This is a genomic window from Peptoniphilus sp. HMSC062D09, from assembly GCF_001811425.1.
Classification (GTDB): domain Bacteria; phylum Bacillota; class Clostridia; order Tissierellales; family Peptoniphilaceae; genus Peptoniphilus_A.
On sequence record NZ_KV804703.1, the window covers coordinates 131,479 to 151,984 of the forward strand.

General features: G+C 34.3%; 21 protein-coding genes and 1 pseudogene. 2 read left to right on the top strand and 20 right to left on the bottom strand.

Going from position 1 to position 20,506, the window contains the following annotated elements; genetic code table 11:
• Positions 1–26: 26 nt before the first annotated feature.
• Together HMPREF2801_RS03275 and hslO are read right to left on the bottom strand one after the other, a co-directional pair.
• A complete protein-coding gene (locus HMPREF2801_RS03275; protein ID WP_070610532.1) occupies positions 27–581 on the bottom strand; it encodes a helix-turn-helix domain-containing protein in 555 nt (184 codons plus the stop codon).
• A gap of 256 nt (positions 582–837) precedes the next feature.
• Entirely contained in the window at positions 838–1,758 is a 921-nt protein-coding gene (hslO, locus tag HMPREF2801_RS03280; protein WP_070610533.1) for an Hsp33 family molecular chaperone HslO, read from the bottom strand.
• A gap of 173 nt (positions 1,759–1,931) precedes the next feature.
• On the opposite strand from hslO, the gene HMPREF2801_RS09395 reads away from it, so the two are divergent.
• Positions 1,932–2,666 (top strand): stalk domain-containing protein, encoded by a 735-nt coding sequence (locus HMPREF2801_RS09395; RefSeq protein WP_070610534.1) that lies wholly within the window; start codon positions 1,932–1,934, stop codon positions 2,664–2,666.
• A gap of 102 nt (positions 2,667–2,768) precedes the next feature.
• Here HMPREF2801_RS09395 and HMPREF2801_RS03290 read toward each other — a convergent pair whose 3' ends face one another.
• From HMPREF2801_RS03290 to hpt, 4 genes are read right to left on the bottom strand one after another with little or no spacing between them, the layout of a single operon-like run.
• Positions 2,769–3,494, bottom strand: coding sequence for a class I SAM-dependent DNA methyltransferase (locus HMPREF2801_RS03290; protein ID WP_070610535.1), 726 nt, complete (start codon positions 3,492–3,494; stop codon positions 2,769–2,771).
• Positions 3,491–4,228: an SIR2 family NAD-dependent protein deacylase gene (locus HMPREF2801_RS03295; protein WP_070610536.1), complete on the bottom strand. Its 738-nt coding sequence runs from the start codon at positions 4,226–4,228 to the stop codon at positions 3,491–3,493. Before HMPREF2801_RS03295 ends, HMPREF2801_RS03290 begins: the two co-directional genes overlap by 4 nt.
• 10 nt (positions 4,229–4,238) lie before the next feature.
• Positions 4,239–5,153 (bottom strand): type II CAAX endopeptidase family protein, encoded by a 915-nt coding sequence (locus HMPREF2801_RS03300; protein WP_083303704.1) that lies wholly within the window; start codon positions 5,151–5,153, stop codon positions 4,239–4,241.
• Positions 5,140–5,667 carry a hypoxanthine phosphoribosyltransferase gene (hpt, locus tag HMPREF2801_RS03305; protein ID WP_070610537.1) on the bottom strand — a complete coding sequence of 176 codons (528 nt, stop codon included), beginning with the start codon at positions 5,665–5,667 and terminating at the stop codon, positions 5,140–5,142. The genes HMPREF2801_RS03300 and hpt overlap by 14 nt, the downstream gene beginning before the upstream one ends.
• A gap of 97 nt (positions 5,668–5,764) precedes the next feature.
• On the opposite strand from hpt, the gene HMPREF2801_RS03310 reads away from it, so the two are divergent.
• Positions 5,765–6,283, top strand: a complete 519-nt coding sequence (locus HMPREF2801_RS03310; RefSeq protein ID WP_070610538.1) for a DUF4364 family protein — start codon at positions 5,765–5,767, stop codon at positions 6,281–6,283.
• Between the two features lie 94 nt (positions 6,284–6,377).
• On the opposite strand, the gene HMPREF2801_RS03315 is transcribed toward HMPREF2801_RS03310, so the two are convergent.
• From HMPREF2801_RS03315 to HMPREF2801_RS03375, 14 genes and pseudogenes are all read right to left on the bottom strand, one after another.
• The gene (locus HMPREF2801_RS03315) at positions 6,378–8,879 is read right to left on the bottom strand and encodes an ABC transporter permease (protein WP_070610539.1); all 2,502 of its coding nucleotides are present in this window, start codon (positions 8,877–8,879) and stop codon (positions 6,378–6,380) included.
• Complete coding sequence (locus tag HMPREF2801_RS03320; protein ID WP_070610540.1) at positions 8,842–9,519, bottom strand: ABC transporter ATP-binding protein; 678 nt, start codon at positions 9,517–9,519, stop codon at positions 8,842–8,844. The genes HMPREF2801_RS03315 and HMPREF2801_RS03320 overlap by 38 nt, the downstream gene beginning before the upstream one ends.
• 88 nt (positions 9,520–9,607) lie before the next feature.
• The gene (locus HMPREF2801_RS03325; RefSeq protein ID WP_070610541.1) at positions 9,608–10,480 is read right to left on the bottom strand and encodes a sensor histidine kinase; all 873 of its coding nucleotides are present in this window, start codon (positions 10,478–10,480) and stop codon (positions 9,608–9,610) included.
• Positions 10,468–11,121 carry a response regulator transcription factor gene (locus HMPREF2801_RS03330; RefSeq protein ID WP_070610542.1) on the bottom strand — a complete coding sequence of 218 codons (654 nt, stop codon included), beginning with the start codon at positions 11,119–11,121 and terminating at the stop codon, positions 10,468–10,470. The genes HMPREF2801_RS03325 and HMPREF2801_RS03330 overlap by 13 nt, the downstream gene beginning before the upstream one ends.
• 183 nt (positions 11,122–11,304) lie before the next feature.
• Positions 11,305–13,380 carry a heavy metal translocating P-type ATPase gene (locus tag HMPREF2801_RS03335; protein ID WP_070610543.1) on the bottom strand — a complete coding sequence of 692 codons (2,076 nt, stop codon included), beginning with the start codon at positions 13,378–13,380 and terminating at the stop codon, positions 11,305–11,307.
• Position 13,381: 1 nt separating this feature from the next.
• On the bottom strand, positions 13,382–13,705 hold the full coding sequence (locus HMPREF2801_RS03340) for a DUF6110 family protein (protein ID WP_070610544.1): 324 nt from the start codon (positions 13,703–13,705) through the stop codon (positions 13,382–13,384).
• A gap of 218 nt (positions 13,706–13,923) precedes the next feature.
• Entirely contained in the window at positions 13,924–14,730 is an 807-nt protein-coding gene (locus HMPREF2801_RS09440) for a sensor histidine kinase (protein ID WP_246829965.1), read from the bottom strand.
• A gap of 77 nt (positions 14,731–14,807) precedes the next feature.
• Complete coding sequence (locus tag HMPREF2801_RS09445; RefSeq protein WP_246829966.1) at positions 14,808–15,605, bottom strand: hypothetical protein; 798 nt, start codon at positions 15,603–15,605, stop codon at positions 14,808–14,810.
• Between the two features lies 1 nt (position 15,606).
• A pseudogene (locus HMPREF2801_RS03350) lies at positions 15,607–16,286 on the bottom strand (response regulator transcription factor).
• 4 nt (positions 16,287–16,290) lie between these two features.
• Positions 16,291–16,920: a phosphate signaling complex protein PhoU gene (gene phoU, locus HMPREF2801_RS03355; RefSeq protein WP_070610545.1), complete on the bottom strand. Its 630-nt coding sequence runs from the start codon at positions 16,918–16,920 to the stop codon at positions 16,291–16,293.
• Positions 16,920–17,675 carry a phosphate ABC transporter ATP-binding protein PstB gene (gene pstB, locus HMPREF2801_RS03360; RefSeq protein WP_070610546.1) on the bottom strand — a complete coding sequence of 252 codons (756 nt, stop codon included), beginning with the start codon at positions 17,673–17,675 and terminating at the stop codon, positions 16,920–16,922. Before pstB ends, phoU begins: the two co-directional genes overlap by 1 nt.
• The gene (pstA, locus tag HMPREF2801_RS03365) at positions 17,675–18,556 is read right to left on the bottom strand and encodes a phosphate ABC transporter permease PstA (protein ID WP_070610547.1); all 882 of its coding nucleotides are present in this window, start codon (positions 18,554–18,556) and stop codon (positions 17,675–17,677) included. Before pstA ends, pstB begins: the two co-directional genes overlap by 1 nt.
• Positions 18,549–19,466: a phosphate ABC transporter permease subunit PstC gene (gene pstC, locus HMPREF2801_RS03370; protein ID WP_371327446.1), complete on the bottom strand. Its 918-nt coding sequence runs from the start codon at positions 19,464–19,466 to the stop codon at positions 18,549–18,551. Before pstC ends, pstA begins: the two co-directional genes overlap by 8 nt.
• A gap of 22 nt (positions 19,467–19,488) precedes the next feature.
• Positions 19,489–20,415 (bottom strand): substrate-binding domain-containing protein, encoded by a 927-nt coding sequence (locus HMPREF2801_RS03375; protein ID WP_070610549.1) that lies wholly within the window; start codon positions 20,413–20,415, stop codon positions 19,489–19,491.
• Between the last annotated feature and the right edge of the window lie 91 nt (positions 20,416–20,506).

Below are 20,506 nucleotides of genomic sequence, written 5' to 3' on the forward strand. Positions count from 1 at the left end.
AAAAAGATAGGCCCTCACCTATCTTTTTATTTGCTCTTCATTTGTCTTATAAGAAGTTCTTTCTTTACACTTTTAAATACCCCTAAAGAGATTAATCCTGCGGTAATCAAAATTCCGACGCCGAACCCTTGAAAGGTTCCTCTCAAAAAATCGTGGACACCTTCGTTTATAAATATAAAGTCTCTTTCGGACATTATTCCTGCCAAAATATTTAGAACCGCCGCCGTAATAAATAATATTCCCGATCTTATGTCTCTCTTTTTTTGATTTTTGTCAGTGTATTCCGCTACTTTTTCCATTGTCTTTGCTTCCTTTTCATCCATTTCAATTTCCCGCCTTTCATCTCCGTGAATGTCTTTCATTTCCGCTTCCCGCCTTTCGCCGTCAAGAATTTCGTCCATACTCAAATCAAATTCCTTGCCTATTTCCACAAGGAGTGACAAGTCCGGCATGTTGGTCCCCGTTTCCCATCTGGAAATAGTTCTGCCGGTCACTCCGAAAATTTCGGCAAACTGTTCTTGAGTTAAGTTTCTTTCTTTTCTAAGTTGTCTTAAAAAATTTCCGATTTTTTGTTGATCCATAGTTCACCTCATTTGCATCTATAGATTACTGCGAGTTTAAAAAATATTTAAGGACACGTTGCGGGAATCACCAGTCACCGTGAGAGAAATTTCAGTCCTTTTGTGGGAAGTCTCACAGGACAACCGTGTCCAATTGAAAAGTAGCTATAAAAATTTTATCATTTAGTTTATTTGTTCACCCAGGAACTAATTTCCAGGTATTTATACCATAAAAAAAGACACTCCCTCGCCTATCTTTTATTTTGCAAATTTTTACTTAAAAATTATCATGAATAACAATTTCTCTATTTTTATTTATGTCCTCTGCCTTCTTTACCATTCTCTCGAGGTCACTTTCGTCAAAGTTGTAGACCTTGTCGCAGAAGTAGCAGGACACTTCAGCCTTTTTGTCTTCTCTTAAAATTTCTTCAATTTCCCTGGGACCAACAGATACAATTGCATCTTCAACTTTTTCGCGAGAGCAGTTGCACTTGTAAGTGATCTCTCTCTTTTCAAGAATTTTAAAATCAATGTCCTTCATGAGGATTTCAATTAATTTTTCCGCGTCGTGATACTCATCTAGAATTGAAGTTACACTTGGAAGGCCCTTTAAATTTTCTTCTAGCTTAGAAATTTGCTCTTCAGTGGCATCGGGCATGAGCTGAATAATAAAACCACCAGCAGCCTTTATTGAATAGTCAACATCAACGAGAACTCCAAGTCCAACAGCTGATGGAACTTGATCTGATTGAAGAAAATATACTGCAAGATCTTCTGCAATCTCTCCAGTAGTTAGATTAACTGTGCCTGTGTAGGACTTTTTCATGCCCGTATCCATGACAAGAGTTAAGTTTCCTTCGCCAACAATTCCAGCCACATCAATTTTTCCGTCGGCTTCCCTAGTTGGAAGGTCAGCCCCAGGATTTGTAACATAACCCTTTACATAGCCGTCATTTTTGCAAGTTGCAACAATTTTTCCAGCAGGTCCATTGCCGTTAATTGAAAGAGTTATGGAGTCCTTTTCATTTTTTTGCCATGAGCCAATAATTGCAGCCGCAGTTAAAACTCTGCCTAGGGCAGCACTGGTAGTCTTTGATAATTTATGAATTTTCGCCGCCTCTTCCACAACATCAGTTGTAATGGCAGCAGAAATTTTTATAGTTTCACTTTCATCTATTGCTCTTAAAATATATCCCATATCATCACCGTTTACTATTATAACAGTTGTTTGAGAAAAACTCTAATAGAGCCTTTATAAATTAATTGATTTCTCTTTCTCTGAGATTTATTGCTTTTAAAAAATTTTTTCTATATAATTAAATTTAATAAATACGGCGATTTATTCGCCAAAAATAATTAGGAGGAATAAAATTGAATAAGAAATTTGAGAAATTATTTTTAACTTTCATCTTATTATTTGCGCTAATTCCACTTCATGCCTTTGCACAAGGTGAAATTAAGTTGTGGATTGATGGAAATTATGTGGAATCAGACGCCGCACCCTTTATTGAAGAGAGCAGAACTCTCGTGCCTTTGAGAGTTATTTCTGAAAATTTAGGACTTAGTGTTGATTGGAATGGGGAAACTAAAGAAGTTACAATTTCTAATGGCGAAGAAAATTATATTTTCCTAATAGGCGAAAAATATTACGAAAAAAGCGACTCACAAATTCCAATGGATGCTGCGCCAAAAATAGTAAGCGACAGGACTTTTGTGCCAATCAGAGTTATTGCAGAGTTGTTCAACAAAGAAGTCAACTGGGACAATGCCAATAGAACTGTAGTTATTGGCAGTGGATATAATTTTGCCCCACCCGTTAAAGATCCTGTACAAAAAAATCTTGAACCTAAAAAAGAAGCTGAAAATCTTCCAACAGCTACAAAGCCAAATACCTTAGTAAGCAATAATACTGGAAATGGAAGTAATTTTAACACTTATGACATTCCAACAACAGCACAATATGTTGGGAACTCTAGCAAGAAAAAATTACACTTGGGAAGCTGTGGCTCCACAAAAAAAATTGCACCTCACAACAGAGTTGTATTTAGCAGCAGAGAAGAAGCAATTAATGCCGGCTATGTACCTTGCAAAAGGTGTAACCCTTGATATTAGCAATTTCTTATCCTAATGATAGGATATGATAGGATTAAAACTTTATAAAAGATAAAAGCACCTAGTCTCCTAGGTGTTTTTTTCGTTATTAATATTTTATTTTCTAGCGACAAAAGTGTATCTTGAAGTTTCCTCCCTCGCCTCTTTAAAGTCGTAGTCGTCGTAAACTTCTAGGTCCTTAAATCCAATTTTTTCCAACAAATTTTTCACGAAGCTTAAATCATATGCCCTCTCTAAATGTTCCTCGTAAAATCTCCTGTAGTCATTGTCCTTTATATTTCTAAAAAAATTAACTCCATAGGTGTTTAATTTTTCTTCTTCATCGTAGATATTTTCCCAAATATATAAGACATCATCCACTTCGTCCACTGTCACTGGGGGAATATTTTTAAATTTGTATTCTGTATTGAGGTCAAAAATAAAAATTCCATCTTCCTTTAAGTGAGCGTAAGCAGATTTTATTGCAGCCTCAAAGTCCTTGACATCTGTCAGGTAATTTAGGCTGTCGCCTACAGAAATTATTGCATCATAAGTTGAGGGCGCAAAAAATCCCGCCATATTTTGCTTGAATAACCTTAAATTTCTACTTCTTATTTTATTTTGGCAGACGCTTAACATGTCGTCGGACAAGTCAAAGGCGTGAAGCTTGTAGTACCTTGCCAACTTTTCTGTCAGTCCACCTGTGCCACAAGCCATTTCTAAAATTAATTTAGGCTCTAGAGACTTTTTCCCTAGAAGGTCCCTTATAAATTTATAAATTTTCTCGTAGTCAAGATTGTACATGAGCTTGTCGTAAAAATATGCGAAATCTCCGTACATCATGATCTTTCTTCAAGCTCCTTTAAAATTTCTTGAAGAACAACTGAAGAATTTTCATGTATAACTACATCTGCACGCCTATCCATTGGCGTAGGGTCATTATTTATTATGATTAAGTGGTCCACATAGTTTGGCAAAAAGTTTACTGGAGAAACTGTAAGTGATGAGCCAACAACTATTAGAGTGTCTGTGTCATTAAGCTCTCTTGCTCCCCTGTCGAAGTCGTCAGGCATCATGTCGCCAAACATTACAACATTTGGACGAATTGTGCCGCCGCAATGGTCGCACTTAGGTGGGATTTCTCCCCTTTCAACTTTTTCACGCATAAGGGCGAAGGGATATTCCCTGCCACATTTCATGCAGTGAGTGCCACGAGTTTCCCCATGGACTTCGTAAATATTTTTTGAGCCAGCCTTGGCATGAAGGTTGTCGATGTTTTGCGTAATAATTCCTGCAAGAAATCCTTCCTCTTCCATTTTTGCCAATGCCTTATGTCCATCATTGGGCTCTTGGTCGTTTAAGTCCTCAAGAATTTTATAGCCTTCCTTATAAAAAATTTCCGGATGATTTATTAGTCTATCCTTGGAAAGGGCAAGCATGGGGTCCATCTTGGAATAATAGCCAGAGGAAGATCTAAAGTCAGGTATGCCTGAATCTGTAGAAATTCCTGCGCCAGTTAGGGCAAAAACTTTTTTTGACCTTAAAATTAAATCAGCTGCTTCTCTTATCTTATCCATATCCTACCTCCTAAAAAACAATGTAGTGATAGATGAAATACAAAATCACAAGGGCAATTATAGGCACGAAGTTAAATAAGTCAATGCCTTCCACATCTCTGTACCTAATTTTTATTTCCACGTCCTCTTGATTTTCCTTCTTCAAACTTTTAAGGATTAGTCTAATTAAAATCACAGAAAAAATTGAAACTACAATAAGTAAAATAATAATTGAAAGCTCAAGAGACCCAATTTCGCGAGAAAGTTTTGTCTTGCGCAAAAATTCAAAGAGCCTTTCATTGACATACCTTGCCGTCAAAACTGCAATGACATTGTTGACAAAGTGCGCCACTATGGCTGGGATTATTGAGCCCGTAACTTCTATTAAACTTGAAAACAAAAGTCCCAACAAGAAGGGGGCGATAAAATTTTGTATGTCAAAGTGAAATAGAGCGAAGACAAGGGCAGATACCACTATGGCAAACCTCTCTCCATAGACATTATAGGCGTTAGTGAGAGTTCCCCTGAAGAAAACTTCTTCGCAAATAGCCGGCACTAGGCACATAAATATTAAATAATTAAAAATTGGAACATTTTGCAGCATTAACTCCATAGGAAAATTTTTGTATTCAATAAAATTTGAAAGAAGGGACAAAAATATTCCATTTAAAAGTAAAATCACTGGGTAAGACAAAATCACAAGGATGATTGTCTTTAAAATGCTCTCACCAGAAATTTTTTTAATTTTTAAAACTTCTTTAATATTTCCCGTTGAAGAAATGAGAATTGCCGGGATTAAAATAATAAAAATTTCCGTAATAAAAGTTCCCCAAAAACTGTATTTCTCTTGAATATTAAAACCAAAGGTCAAAAAAATAATTGCAAGCACAAGAGTCAAGGAGTTGACGCTCATGACATTTAAATTTTTCTTTTTATATCTTTTCATTTTTTTCCTTATAAGTGTAGATGTAAGGCACATTCCTGTAGTGGTCGCCATAATTTAAACCGTAACCAACAATAAAAATATCATCAATTTCAAAGCCAACATAGTCAGCAGCTACATCTGCCTCTCTCCTTGAAGGCTTGTCAAGTAAGACGCAAGTCTTTAGGGACTTTGGCTTGTAGCTTAAAAGTTTTTCCTTCACTGCATAAAGAGTGTTTCCTGTGTCTAAAATGTCGTCTACAACAAGGACATCTCTGCCCTCTATATTTGTGCGTAGGTCCGTCAAAAATCTCACCTCTCCACTGGAAGACTCACTGTGTCCATAGGATGAAGTTGTGAGAAAATCTATCTCAACTAATTTATCAATCTCTCTAACTAAGTCTGCCGCAAAAATAAAGCTTCCTCTCAAAAGAGAAATGACTACGAAATTATCGTCAAAGTCTTCTGTAATTCTTTTGCCCAGACTTTCTACCTTTTCCTTTATCTCTTGACGAGAAAATAAAATTTGTCTTTCCATAATTCCTCCACCTACATTATATCAAAAAATGGCAAAAATTCATCTTTAATTGCTATTAGAAGCCCAGCTTTGGTATAATTTAAGAGAAGGTGATACTATGGAAAAAAGTTCCTTTGAACTTGCATTAAATAAATTATTGATCCTCTACATCATAGATAAGTTTAACCACAAACTAAAGGAAAATGACCTCTCCTATTTTGTCTTAGACATAGAGCTCTTTAACTACTTTTACTTCAAACAATATTTAAATGACTTGGAGTCGACGGGGCTTGTCCTCTTTGACGGCGACAAAAAATATTATCTATCAGAGGATGGAGAAAAGACCCTAGATATTTTTTATGAGCAAATACCAGAAGAAAATATAAAATTTTTAGATGAGAAAATAGATTTATATCGCCACGAACTTCTCCTTAAAAATTCAGTTTCAGGAGAAGCACTTGAAGAAGATGGTATAAACTTCGCCCACCTAAAAATAAAGGACGACGAAATAGCTGTCTTGGACTTAAAAATCGAAACATCTGATGAAATCATGGCAAAAAAAATTTCTGCAAACTTTAAAAAGAATGCAGAAAATATTTATTCAGAAATATTAAAAATTTTGACAGAAGAAAATTAGATTAAAAAATTAATTTATTTTAAATTTTCCCTAAAGCTAGATAAAGGCTATGAGTTTAAAAGCTCAAGCCTTTATTTTTTGTTTTCGGAAGATATTATTCTAAACTTCTAATCCTATCTACTAGACTCTTTTGACTGTGCTTTTCATAGAATCTACCTGTAAATAATATCCCAATAATTATATTTACAAAGTTTACAAGTATAAGTGGCATGATTACAAATTTATAGGAAGTCCACTTAGTTTGTTCCATAAAACCTATCAAGATATATTTATCTACAAGAAGCATAATGATAAAAGAAAATACTAAGCCACATAAAGAATAGATCAAATTCTTTTTCACCAAATATTTTTTAATATTTTTCTTTGTCATTCCAATTGCTTCAAGGATTGATAAGTTAACCATATTTCTCAAAATTTCAGTAGCAATAACATTTATAAAATTCAGTACAGATATTAAGAATAATACTATAGATAGACTGTAGCCAGCAAATTCTATTAGGTTTTTGAATTCCATTGTAGATTTGATCTGAAGATCCCTTGAATCGTAGGAAAAGTCTGGCTCATTTTCAAAAGTTTTTAATAACTTATCAAAATTTTCCTTTTCCCTATCCGCCACATCAAATCCATAGGACATTATACTTTGATCTCCTGTAAGCTCTTTATACTCATTCGGATTCATATAAATATATTCCAAACCTAAAGTAGGACTAGATTCGTCGTTTATATCTTCCTTAATTACAGGGAAATATCTAAGACCATTTGAAAAATTATATTCAATCTTGCCCATCACTTGGACTTCTTTGGCCTTATTTTTTACATTTATTTTGATTTTATCACCCGTTTTAAATGCGGATTTTTTGTCTCCATATTCTCCTATGATAATATAATTTCCTGTTTGCCATTTTTCTTTATCGAACTCTCCGTCTATGCATTTTTGTTTATTTATTAGAAATTCATCCATCCCAAACAGAAGTGGCGCAACTTTTTTGTCTTCTATTTTAATTTCTGGATAAGTGTGCTCATAACCAGAGGAGTATAAAGCTCCTCCACTTTTATAACCCTTATGATTTTCTATTTCATCAATAAACTTTTTGTCAATTCCATACTCACTACCTAAATACATATATCTAAAATATTTTGGGCTTGCTATATTATAGTCCGTTACGATTACATCAGAAATTCCCTTTTCTAAATCAATATTGCCGGTATAAGTTAAAACGCTATTTAAAATAACTGCAGATAGGCTAATAGAAAGAACTATCGATATAAATCTAAATTTATTGGAAAATACTTGTCTTCTAGCAAGCTTGCCTAGAGAAATATTCTCGCTTTTATATTTCTTTTTTATCGTGGTTTCATTGTATTTGCTGGCATCTATTGGAGAAACTTTTGCTGCATATCTTGCAGGTCTCATCACCGATAGAAATACTGTAAGCAAAGTAAAGGCTGTCGAAAATAAGATAATTAAGATTATTACCATGAGTGATAATTTTACATCCGTTAACATCTCATTATTTGCAAATATTTTATTTAAAATAACTTTTCCAATAGAAATCCCTACTATATCTCCAACTATTATTGTTGGAAGTGCAACTGCTAAAGACTCATGATGAACAAGTTTTTTGATTTGTGGCTTTGTCATCCCAATTGTTTTTAAAAGTCCCAGAAGCTTAATATCCTCATTTACGGATATTTTAAAAATATTGTTTATTATCAAGTATCCTGCGACTATTACCAAAATCAAAAAAGATAAGAAGGGTAGAAATGTTTTAAAATCAAAACTAGAATCACCAGAAAAAATATAAGCAAAGTTAACACCAATTCTTATTTCTTTATCAGATAAATTTCCAGGGTCCTCTACAACTTTATAACCATTTCTCTCTGCAATTTTTAAAAGCTTATTCCTTATCATAAAGGAATTCTTTAGCATTACTTCCACGTCATTATTATTTTCTGGAAGTAATAATTTATCTACATAAGCTTTTGATAAGTAAATTTGTCCTACACCAACATTGGAGTCAATTGGATTTTGAAAAGTTCCAGATATAATAAATTTATCACTTTTCTTTTCAATAATCTCTCCTGTGTAAGGTTTTTCAATACTGTATGGAATTTCTATCTCTTCTCCAATTTCACCCTTATAACCTAATTTTTTAGCAGTTGCTAAATCTATAAATACGTCGTTTTCTTTTTCAGGAAATTTCCCTTTAACTTTTTCTATTAGAGACCATTCAAATCCTTTCCTATCCATATAAGATAGTTCTGCACTTATTTTTTCATCGTCAAGAATTCCAACTTTCTCTCTTACTGAAAAATCCTTTATATCCTTATCGTGAGTTAATATTTCTACATCTTCGTCAGAAAGTTCTTTAAAAGATCCGTGGCTGATTGTTCCAATAGTTTTCATTGTTTGGGTTTCCATGCTTTTTCCTAAACCTAAGGCTACAGAAAACAGACTTGTAAATAGTATAGAAGTCAAAGCAATGGCTAATAAGAGAATATTTCTCCTGCTTTTATTTGCATTTAAAATATTTTTTGCAAGGTGCCTTATATAAGCTTTATTTTTGACTTTCATTATTTCCCACCAGTCTTCCATCTTCTATCCTTAGAGTTTTTTCTGCAGCTTGAGCGACGGCATCATCGTGAGTAATCATAAGAATAGTATTTCCAAGCTCTTTATTAATCTTTTTTAGTAAGTAAACAACTTGGGAAGAAGATTTTGAATCTAAATTTCCTGTAGGTTCGTCAGCTAGAATTAAAGATGGTTTGGTAACCAAGGCTCTTGCTATGGCAACCCTTTGTTGCTGTCCACCAGATAATTCATTAGGCATTTTATATTTTTGATCACTTATTTCAAGTATATCTATTACATAATCAACATATTTTTTATCTACTTTGTCCCCATCAAGACCAAAGGGAATAATTATATTCTCATATACATTTAGCATGGGTAAAAGATTATATGCTTGAAAGACAAAACCAATATTTCTTCTCCTAAAAATGGTTCTCTCATCATCTTTTAAAGCATAAATGTCGGTATCATCAATTAAAACTTTTCCGCTTGTAGGATAATCAAGTCCTCCTAGTAAATGTAATAGGGTTGATTTACCAGATCCAGATGCTCCTATTATAGAAATAAATTCTCCTTTTTCCACATCGAAAGATACTCCGTCAAGAGCTCTTACTTCCACGTCATTTGATTTATAATATCTTTTTAAATTTTCTACTTTTAACATTTCTATCACCTCTTTACATTTAATATAACATTCATATCTTACAAAGTACTTACAAGACTTCTTACAGTTTTGTAAGAAAAAAGACTTCTCACAAGGGGAAGTCTACTGAAAATTTTATTCTGTTATTATCCAAAGACGCTCTTATATTTCCGCCATGCTTTTCTATAATTTCTCTGGCTATAAAAAGACCTAAACCCAAACCGTCCTTTGAAACTGAATTTTTTCCTCTATAAAATCTTTCAAATATCTTTGGCAAAGTATCTTCTGATAAATCTTTGCACTCGTTTTCTATGGCTAGATTATAGTTTAGGTAAGATTTATAAACTGAAATATTAATTGTAGAACCCTTTGGCGAGTATTTTATAGCATTATCTACTAGATTGTGAATAGCTTCTTTAAGCCATCTTTCGTCCAAATTGAAAATTAAGTCTTGGTCTTTTAAATTTATTCTAATACATTTTTCATCTAATATTACTTTAAATTCTCTCAAAACATCTTCTACTAGATCTTTTAAATTTGCTTGATGTTTTTGTAAGGAAATAATATCGGATTCGAGCCTAGAAGATTTTACTAGGTTTTGAATTAAAAATTCTAGTTTATTAAGTTCATACTTTATAATTTCAAGATACTCATCTTTCGGATTATCTTCTAATAGACTGATGTATAAAGAAAGGTTGGTAATGGGTGTCTTGGTTTGGTGTGATATATCTGCTATTAAATCTTTTGTTTTACTTTTTTCTGTATTTATTTTCGCTTCTTTTACTTGGCTGGCATACAAAAACTTTATGAGCTTTGATTTTATTTTAGATAATTCCTTTTCATCAAATTCTGTAATTTCTAAATTTCCATCCAAAGCCTTATCAATATAGGCTGAGAGTTCACGCATTTCATTTCTCAAGACAATATATTTATATAAAATAATTCCAATTATAAGAGCTAAAAGACTTATTAAAAATTCCATTTATATCCAACTCCAAAAACTGTTTCTATTGGGTCATAAGGTTTTAATTTATTTCTTATTCTAGAAATATTGACGCTCAATGTATTTTGATCAATAAATTCATCATCTACTCCCCAAACAAAATCAAATAGTAATTCCTTAGTAATAACTTGAGACTTGTTTTTTATCAGGTAGTATAAAATTTTTGTCTCTGTCCTTGTGAGATCTATATTTTTATTATCCAAAAAGAAAGTATTTTCATTGAAATTAAAGTCTAGACCATCTTTATTATAAAGATTTAAATCACTAGACACTATTTTTTCAAAAGCTCTTTTTATCTTTGCTTCTAAGATTCCTAGAGAAAAAGGTTTAGTTAAATAGTCGTCTGCCCCTAAATTTATGGCTGAAATGATATATGATTCTAAATCTATGGCTGATAAAACTATAATGGGAATTGCAGAATTTTGTCTGGTATATTTTATTATTTCAAGTCCATCTCCATCTGGCAAATTCATATCAAGTAAAATTAAGTCAGCTTTATCAATAAAGCTTTTAGCTTCACTAACAGTGCTAACAGAGAAAACCTCAAAATCTTTATGAAGAGCTATAGAAAGCCCTTTATTTAAATTTTTGTCATCTTCAATTATTAGTATCTTCTTCATAATCTATCACTGAAAATTTTTTTACTCCTCAAAAAGTTTCTGCTTTATAACTCTTGTAAAGATTATTATACAACATTTTAAAAATGAATATTTGCAAATTGCTTTATTCTGTAAATTTAAATAAATATTTGTAAAAAAATAAAGCCCCTAGGACTTTATTTTGTTATTTATTTTTTTTTAATTTTATACTCTATAGTCTCTCATATTTCTTCCTGCAATGGCAACTGTAGATGCGTTGTGGAGGAAGGCTGAATTTGTATTTGTGAGATGTCCTGTTACTCCAAGGGCAATAAGGGCACTGTTAAAGGAAATTATGTGTCTGTAGTTTTTATGAATCCTCTTATCCAATTCTTTTGCAATTTTTATCACATCAATAAGTTCCTTTAGGGAGTCGGACTTTATTGATATGTCTGCAATTTCCTTGGCAATGTCGGCGCCTTCGTGCATGGAAATGCCCACATCTGCTGATGAAAGCGCAATGGAGTCGTTGATTCCGTCGCCAATCATGACAACTGTCCTGCCCTCTGCCTTTTCCCTGTCCACATATTCTTTTTTGTCTTCAGGCAAAACTTGTGACTTATAATAGTCTAGGTCAAGTTTTTCTGCCACAGCCCTTGCAGAATTTTCTGCGTCGCCAGTTAGCATGGAAATTTTCCTGAAACCAAGCTCTCTCAAGGAGTCAATTGTGTATTTTGCGTCTTCACGAAGTGGGTCGTCAATGCAAAGTACTGCGATTAATTTTTCGTCAAAGGCAAGATATAAAAGTGAATAATCTTCCTTTAATTTGTCAATCTTATTTTTTTGGTCCTGGTCAATTTTTATATTCTCATCTTCTAAGATGAAGTGGGCTGAACCAATTAGGGCAACTTTATCGCCAATTTTTGATTTTATGCCATGGGCAACAATGTATTCTGGCTTTGAGTGCATTTCTTCGTGGTTGAGGTTCTTGTCATGGGCAGCCTTTACAACAGCATTGGCTATTGAATGTGGGAAGTGCTCTTCCAGACAAGCTGCAATCCTCAAGCATTCGTCTTCTTCATTGTCATAGAAGGCTATAACTTTTTCAACTCTTGGCTCTGACTTTGTGAGAGTCCCCGTCTTGTCGAAAATAATTGAATCTGCTTGGGCAAGTTTTTCCAAATACCTTCCGCCCTTTACGAGAATTTTCCTTTCTGAGGCAGAAGAGATTGCCTTCATAGTTGCAATTGGCATTGTAAGTTTAAGTGCGCAGGAAAAATCCACCATCAAAAAGGATTTTGCCTTGATGAAATCTCTTGTCAATAGATAAGTTATACCTGCTCCCAAGAAGGAATATTTAACTATGGAGTCGGCTATGGACTCTGCCTTTTTCTCTGCAAGTGATTTATTTTTTTCACTCTCGCCAATTAATTCAATTATGTGATTTATTCTGGAGTCGTCGTATTTTTTTGTAGTCTTAACTAGGATGGCTCCCTCTTCTAAAACTGTGCCTGCAAAGACAGTCCTGCCTTCAGTTTTTTTCACAGGGAGGGACTCGCCAGTAAGGGAGGCTTCATTTACCATGCCATAGCCCTTAAGAATTTCGCCGTCAACAGGTATTGTTGAGCCCATGTTCACTTCTACGACTTCACCAAGTTCAAGGTCTTCTAATTTTTTTAGATACTTCTTGTCGCCCTCAAGAACAAAAACTTGGTCAATATTAAGTCTAAGGGATTGTGCCAGGTCTTCCTTAGATTTTTTTAGGGTGTAATCTTCCAACTCTTCGCCAAGTCCAAGTAGGAAGATAATATTACCTGCATCGCCAAATTCTCCATCTAAGATAGAAATTCCAATTGCCGCTGCATCTAAGACTTCAACCTTTAATTTTCTATCCCTAAGACTTTTTAGTCCAGCCTTAATATATGGAAGGGACTTTATTACGACGCCAATGGGTCTAAGAGGCAGAGGCAAAATATGGGCGAAGAAAAGCCTCCTATAGATTGCGTCACGAAAAATGTGAAAGAGCTCTCTCTCCCCTTGGGGAACAAAGTCTACATCTTCAATTTCAAAATCTCTTAGTTCTTCTAAGTCAAAGTCTAAAATAAACCTTGCAATCCTAGGCAAGGATCTCTCTTCATAATTTACTACAATTGAATTTGCAAGAGGAGAAATCTTGCAAGACTTCACGCCAGGTATTTCTTCAATTTTGTATTTTAATTTATTTACATGGCAGTCTCTAAGCTTATCCCTATATAAAAAGCGGCTCCTGCCCAGAGTTCTACTGGCAATACTTGCTTTCATATTAGTCTTCTACTTTTACTTCTACTTCAACTTCTACTTCTTCTGAAAGATTTTGGCTTTCTTCTGCAACTTTTTCAAGGTCTAGTTGAGCCTTTCTTTCAGCTTCTTTTCTCTCGTCTTCAGCTTTTTTTACCTTGGCTTCAGCCACAATATCTTCAGTGGAAACTTTTATATTTTCCATGCCCTTGTCTAAGCCTTCTTTAATTTTAAGACCTTCAGCGACTGTAGTTACAGCAAGTTTTTTTGCAGCTTGTGATGAAAGAATTTTTCCACCTAAAGCTCCTGCTACAAAACCTAATCCTAAATTAATTAATTTTTTCTTCATTTCATAACCTCCTATTTTTAAATTAATATTATCATTTACTAAAATAAATAATTAATAATATTATTTATCAAAATCGTAATTTTTTTAAAAATTTACAGAAAAAAACTGACTCAAGGAGCCAGTCTTTAAGGAGTTATTAAAATGCAAGAGCAAATTATTTTTAATTATATTTTACCTTTCTCTTTTGTCTTTTTATTTTACATTTTTACTTTATATTTTTAATTTTTTTCTCTTCTGTCTTTTCTCAAAATTATTTTGAAGCTCGTTCCCATGCCAAGCTTTGATGAAATTTCAAGCTTGCCATCAATGGACTGAAGAACATGCTTAACTATGGAGAGTCCAAGGCCTGTGCCGCCAATTTTTCTTGACCTTGACTTGTCTACCCTATAAAATCTTTCGAAAATCCTTGCCAAGTCCTTTGATGGAATGCCTATGCCTGTGTCAACAATTGAAACTTCATAATTTTTTTCATCTTCAGAAATTTTTATGTCTAGCTTGCCGCCGTCCTTGTTGTATTTTAAGCCGTTATTTATAATGTTGGCAAAGAGCTCCCACATCATAGTCTTATTTTCATATACAAGTCCATCGCCTTCTAGGCTGACAGCAATATTTTTTTCGTCAATTAGATTTCTCTGTGCCCTTAAAATGTCCCTTATTAATTCATTTAATTTTATTTCTTCACGAGAGAAGGCCTCTTCACTTTCAAGACCAGATATTTTCATGATGTCTTCGATGAGGTTTAAGAGCCTCTTGGAATCATCATAAATAAGTTTATAAAATTCTTCCTTGTTGTCATCGTCAACCATTCCATTTACAAGAAGTTCTGAAAAACCACAAATTGATGTAAGAGGTGTCTTTAATTCGTGGCTTACATTGGAAGAAAATTCTTCACGAAGTCTCAAGGCTCTTATTTCTTCTGTCTCGTCGATGAATAATATTACTACGCCTCTGACTTTTTTGTCCTCGAAAACTGGATTGACATAAAATTTAAACTCTCTGTCCCCAATATTTGTAATGGATTCCACAGAAGAACCCATGAGGGCGTCGTCAATTAGCTTTAAAAGGTCTTCGTCTCTTATTAAGTTTAAAATATTTTCTCCAATTAGATCTCTCTTGGAGTTAAAAGTTCCCTTGCAGAGTTATTTACAGAGAGCAAATTTTTATTTTCATCAATTATTATTAGTGACTCTTTCATATTTTTCAAAATTGTCTCAATGGTATCCCTTTCTCTACTGATCTCTCTATAATTGTCCTTTATGGTCTTGTTTTGCTTATTTATCTTGTTGATAAAGGGACTGATCTCTGGAAACATATCTGTGTCAATAGTAAGCAAATCTTCATTTAAATTATTTAAAGGTTCAAAAGTTTTTTTAGTAAGTCTTCTTGAAACTACTGTGGCTATGGCAAAGACAAGTAGAGACATTAAAATGTCTATGGGAAGAACTTTTCTGAAGGCGCCAAGGAGGTTGTCCATCTCCCTTGAAACCCTAAGTATGTTTCCGTCCTCAAGCCTTAAGCTTACATAGTAAAGGTCCTTGGATAGGGTGTTGGAATATCTTTCAATTTTTGCAAAGCCATTTTTTTGTGCCTTTATAACTTCAGGTCTGTCCTTGTGAGTTGGGAGAAACTTTGCATCTTGAGATGAATCGTAAACTACATCGCCATCTTCTTTTATGAGAGTAATCCTAAAGTCCCTCTTCTTTCTTGCCACATCATCTAAATAATTTTCGTCATCATCTATTTTGTTTAAAGTTTCGCCCATAGCGATGACTATATTTGAAAGGTCTTTGTTGGATCTGTCCACATAGACAGAGTAATAGATGAACATGGAGGCAATAGTAGAAAGAAAAAGTGTGAGAAGGGATATGCCCATGAGGTATCTAAAAAATCTTCTTTTCATATCAATCTTTCGTAGAAAGCATATAGCCCACGCCTCTTATTGTCTTTATATAATTTCTCTTGTCCTTTAATTTGTCGCGAAGAAGTTTTATGTGCATGTCCACAGTTCTTGTTTCGCCTTCATAATCGTAACCCCAAATGTAAGTTAGGAGTTTTTCACGAGAGATGACTATCTCCTTATTTAAAATTAAATATTTTAGAAGCTCATATTCTTTAAAGGTAAAGTCCACTTCTTCTCCATCAATTGTTACAACTCTCTTTAAGTTGTTCATGACAATGCCGCCAAACTCTAAAATATTTCTGTCCTTTTCACTTGTGCTTGCACGCCTTGCTATGGCACCAACTCTTGACAAAAGTTCCATTACAGAGAAGGGTTTTTTGATATAATCGTCGGCGCCGCCATCTAGGGCAGAGATTATATCGTACTCAGAAGTCTTGGCTGTAATCATCATGACCCAAATATTTTTTGTGTCTTCCTTTTCCTTTAGCTTAGTCAAAATTTCTGTTCCATCAATGTCTGGAAGCATTATGTCAAGGAGGACAATGTCTGGTTTTTTTCGCTTAGCTTATCAAAAAAGTCCTTGCCATTTTCAAAGCAATGGACCTGGTAGCCCTTGCTCCTCAGTGAATATTCAATTAATTTTAAAATCGATGTGTCATCTTCTACTACATAAATTAGCATTAAATCATCCTTCTATAGAAAACATTACCCACTTCGCAATATTAACAGCGTGATCTGCAATTCTCTCCAAATATTTTGCAATCATTATAAAATCTATGGCAGCTGCAGGATCAAAATCTGATTTAATTATATCAATTAATTGGTCTCTTATCATCACAAAATAATTATCTATGACATCATCATCGTCTTCAATTTTTTCTGCAGAGTCCATGTCTAAATTTACAAAGGAGTCAATTGACTTGTTTAAGAGAGCAGTTGTGGCTTCTGCCATTTGTTTTATGAGAGGAAATCTAGAAGTGTCGTAGTCATCAGGTAATATCATGCAAATGTCTGCTATGTCTCTTGCGTTGTCGCCAATTCTTTCCATGTCAGTGATCATTTTAAGTGCAGAGGACACTCTTCTTAAATCTCCTGCTGCTGGTTGTTGCTCTACAAAAATTTTTAAGCATTGCTTTTGGATAATGCCTTCGTAGACATCTGTCCTCTCTTCATAATTTGAAACTTCTTCAGCAATTTTTTCGTCTTTTTCATCTAATAGGGAGATAGCCTTTTTTATTGCACTTTCATTTAGCATAGCCATCTCTAAAAGTAAGTTGTTTAAGTGTCTTAATTCTTCGTCAAATTTCTTTCTCATTAGCCGAACCTTCCTGTTACATATAATTCTGTCTTTTCTTCCCTTGGGTTTGTAAATATGTCAATAGTGTTTCCATATTCAACAATAACTCCGTGAAGGAAGAAGGCAGTCTTGTCAGAAATTCTTGAAGCTTGTTGCATATTGTGGGTAACCATTACTATTGTGTATTGTTCCTTTAATTCTTGTGCAAGGTCTTCAATCTTTCCTGTAGAAATTGGGTCAAGAGCAGATGTAGGTTCGTCCATTAAAATTACTTCAGGATTTACTGCTATGGCTCTTGCTATGCAAAGTCTTTGTTGTTGCCCACCTGATATTGAAAGGGCAGACTTTTTTAAATCGTCTTTTACTTCGTCCCAAATGGCAGCTTGCTTAAGTGAGGACTCAACAATTTCATCTAGGTCTGTTTTATTTTTTATGCCGTGAGTCTTTGGACCATAGGCTATATTTTCGTAGATGCTCATTGGAAAGGGGTTAGGTTGTTGAAATACCATTCCCACTCTTTTTCTAAGTTTATTTACATCATAATTCTTGGCGTAAATATCTTCGCCATCAAGGGTTATTTCTCCCTCTATTCTACAACCTACTACTAGGTCGTTCATTCTATTTAAACATTTTAGTAAAGTTGACTTACCACAACCAGAAGGTCCAATAAAAGAAAGAATTTCATTTTCCCTAATGTCTAAATTAATATTGTGAAGTGCCTTAAAATCTCCATAGTATAAGTCGAGATCTTTGACATTCATCTTAGATTGCATTATTCTACCTCCTTAAGTTTGTCTGCAAGTTTAGTTGATGACCAGTTGATCAAGAGGACAAGTATCAAAAGCACCATGCCTGTTGCATAGGCTTCGCCCACATGTTTACCTTCAGATGATAGTACATACATGTGTAGGGCTAGGGTCCTTGATGATGATTTTAGTGATGCTGGAAGGGATGTTGCTGTTCCCAAAGTGTACATTAAAGCAGCAGTCTCGCCAACTACACGACCAACTGATAAAATTATTCCAGATAAAATTCCTGGAATGGCAACTGGAAGTACAACCTTAAAAATTGTTCTAAGCTTGCCTGCTCCCAGGGCAAAGGAACCTTGTCTTATTGATGGGTGAACTGACTTTAGGGCTTCTTCTGTTGCCCTCATTATAATTGGAAGAATCATAATGGATACAGTTAAAACACCAGATATTACTGAGAAGCCCATTTTTAGTTTTAAGCCAAAGAATAACATACCAAATAGTCCATAGACAATAGATGGAATGCCGGCAAGGGTTTCTGTTGCAAGCCTTATTGCCTTTACAAGTTTGTTTTCAAGGTCTGTGTATTCAACTAAGAATATGGCTGTGAAGATCCCTATTGGTGATGCAAATAAAATTGCAAGGACAACTGTAAGAAGAGTTGTAATTATTGCAGGTCCCATGGACACATTTTCTGTTGTGTAGTGTAGGGAAAGCATATCTGGTCTAAAGGATAAGGCTCCCTTAAAAACAACAAAGGCAACAATAAATACAAGGACTGCAAAGGTCATGGCTGAAAAAAGTCTTGTTGTAATTCTATAAAAGGATAGTCCCTTTATAAAGTGAAGTCCCAATACTAGAGCGACAAAAAATAATAATACGCCTATTGTGATATATTTAACCATTGTTTTCGCTCCTACTCTTTACTATAAAAAATCCAATATTGATTAGAAGAATGAAAATAAATAGGACTGCTGCAGTTGCTATAAGAGCTTGTCTGTGTTCGCCAGCTGCATAAGCCATTTCCATTACTATATTTGTAGTCATAGTTCTAATTCCCTTTAAAGGATTAAAAGTTAATCTCGTTTGATTTCCTGCTACTAATATTACTGCCATTGTTTCACCAATTGCACGACCGACTCCTAAAATTATTCCAGCAAAAATACCAGATTTTGCGGCCGGTACCATTACTCTTGTAATTGTTTCATCATGAGTTGCACCAAGAGAAAGTGAGCCTTGGTAAAAAGACTTAGGAACAGTTCTAAGAGATGCTTCTGCCATAGAAATTATTGTTGGCAAAACCATTATAAGAAGTAATATTGATGCAGATAACATATTCATACCTGTGCCTCCAAAAAGTGATCTGTTAATGGGCACGATTACTGTAAGGGCAAAGAAACCATATACAATTGAAGGTATGCCTGTCATAAGATTTAGGGCAGGTTTTAAAATTTTATAAATCTTTTTTGGACAATCAAAGGCCAAATAACAAGCTACCATTATTGAAACTGGCACTGCTGCAATACATGACATAGCAGTGATTAAGACAGAGCCAATTATCATTGGTAGGATCCCATAAGAGGCTGGCACATTCATAGGTGTCCAAGCGTCGTTAAGGACAAAGTTTTTTACTCCAATTTTACCAATAAAACCAAAGGAGTCTTTGAAGATAAATATACATATCAACAACAAAAAGAAGATTGACAGTATAGAGCAAATTAGGAAGAAATATTTAAATACTTCTTCCTTAGTAAATGCTTTTCTTTGGTTTTCTTTATGGAGTACTTTTTTATTAGTATCTTCCATTTTATTCATTCCTATACCTATTTATTTACTATTATTTGCTAGCTTCAGCCCAGTCAGTTAATTGGCCAGTGAAGATTTGTTTTAATTGATCCATTGTTAAGTCTTCGCAGCCATTTTCATTATTTACGATTACTGCGATACCATCTCTTGCGATTACTGTAAATTCAAGAGCTTTCTTTTCTTCGTCTTTAAGTTCTCTTGATGCCATACCAAGCTGTGCTGTTCCTTCCATAGCTGCAGTCATACCAGCAGAAGAACCGTTAGATTGAATGTCGATTTGAACCTTAGGGTTTTTAGCCTTGTAAGCTTCAGCAAGTTTTTCCATTAGAGGAGAAACTGAAGTTGAACCAGCAATTGTGATGTGTGCATCATTGTCAGTTGCTTCGTAAGCTGCACCAGTTGCATCTCCAACATAACCTTCTTCTTCACAAATCTTTTGTCCTTCGTCAGACATGATGAATGTGATTAAATCTTTTGCCTTTGCATCTACATCAGCCTTGTAAGCTACATTAAATGGTCTTGCAAGTTTGTAGTCGCCAGATTTGATGTTTTCAGGAGTAGCTTCAACGCCTTCAACTTTTACTGCCTTAACAGTTTCGTTTAAAGATCCTAGAGAGATATAACCAATAGATGCCTTGTCATTTTCAACAGTTGTAAGAACTGCATCAGTAGAAGATTGAACTGCTGCTTCAGCATAAGTGTTGTCGACTTCTTTGTCGCCGTCTTTTGTAAGAACGCCAGTAAGTTCAGTGAAGGCAGATCTTGTACCTGACCCTTGTTCTCTTGAAATAACATTAATAGTTCCAAGATCAGCTGCGTTAGATCCCTTTTCTTCTTGTTTTGCATTTTCTTTTGGAGCATTTGCTGCTGCCTCTTCCTTCTTGTTTCCTCCACAAGCAACAAGAGATGCTGCTAAGGCAAGAATCATTCCAACTTTACCAATTTTTTTAATTTCCATTATAATCTTCCTTTCAAATATAATTTTTAATTTCAAGGCTATTATAAAAAGCCTTTGTAAATTTGAAAGATGGCTATTGTAAATTTCCTGT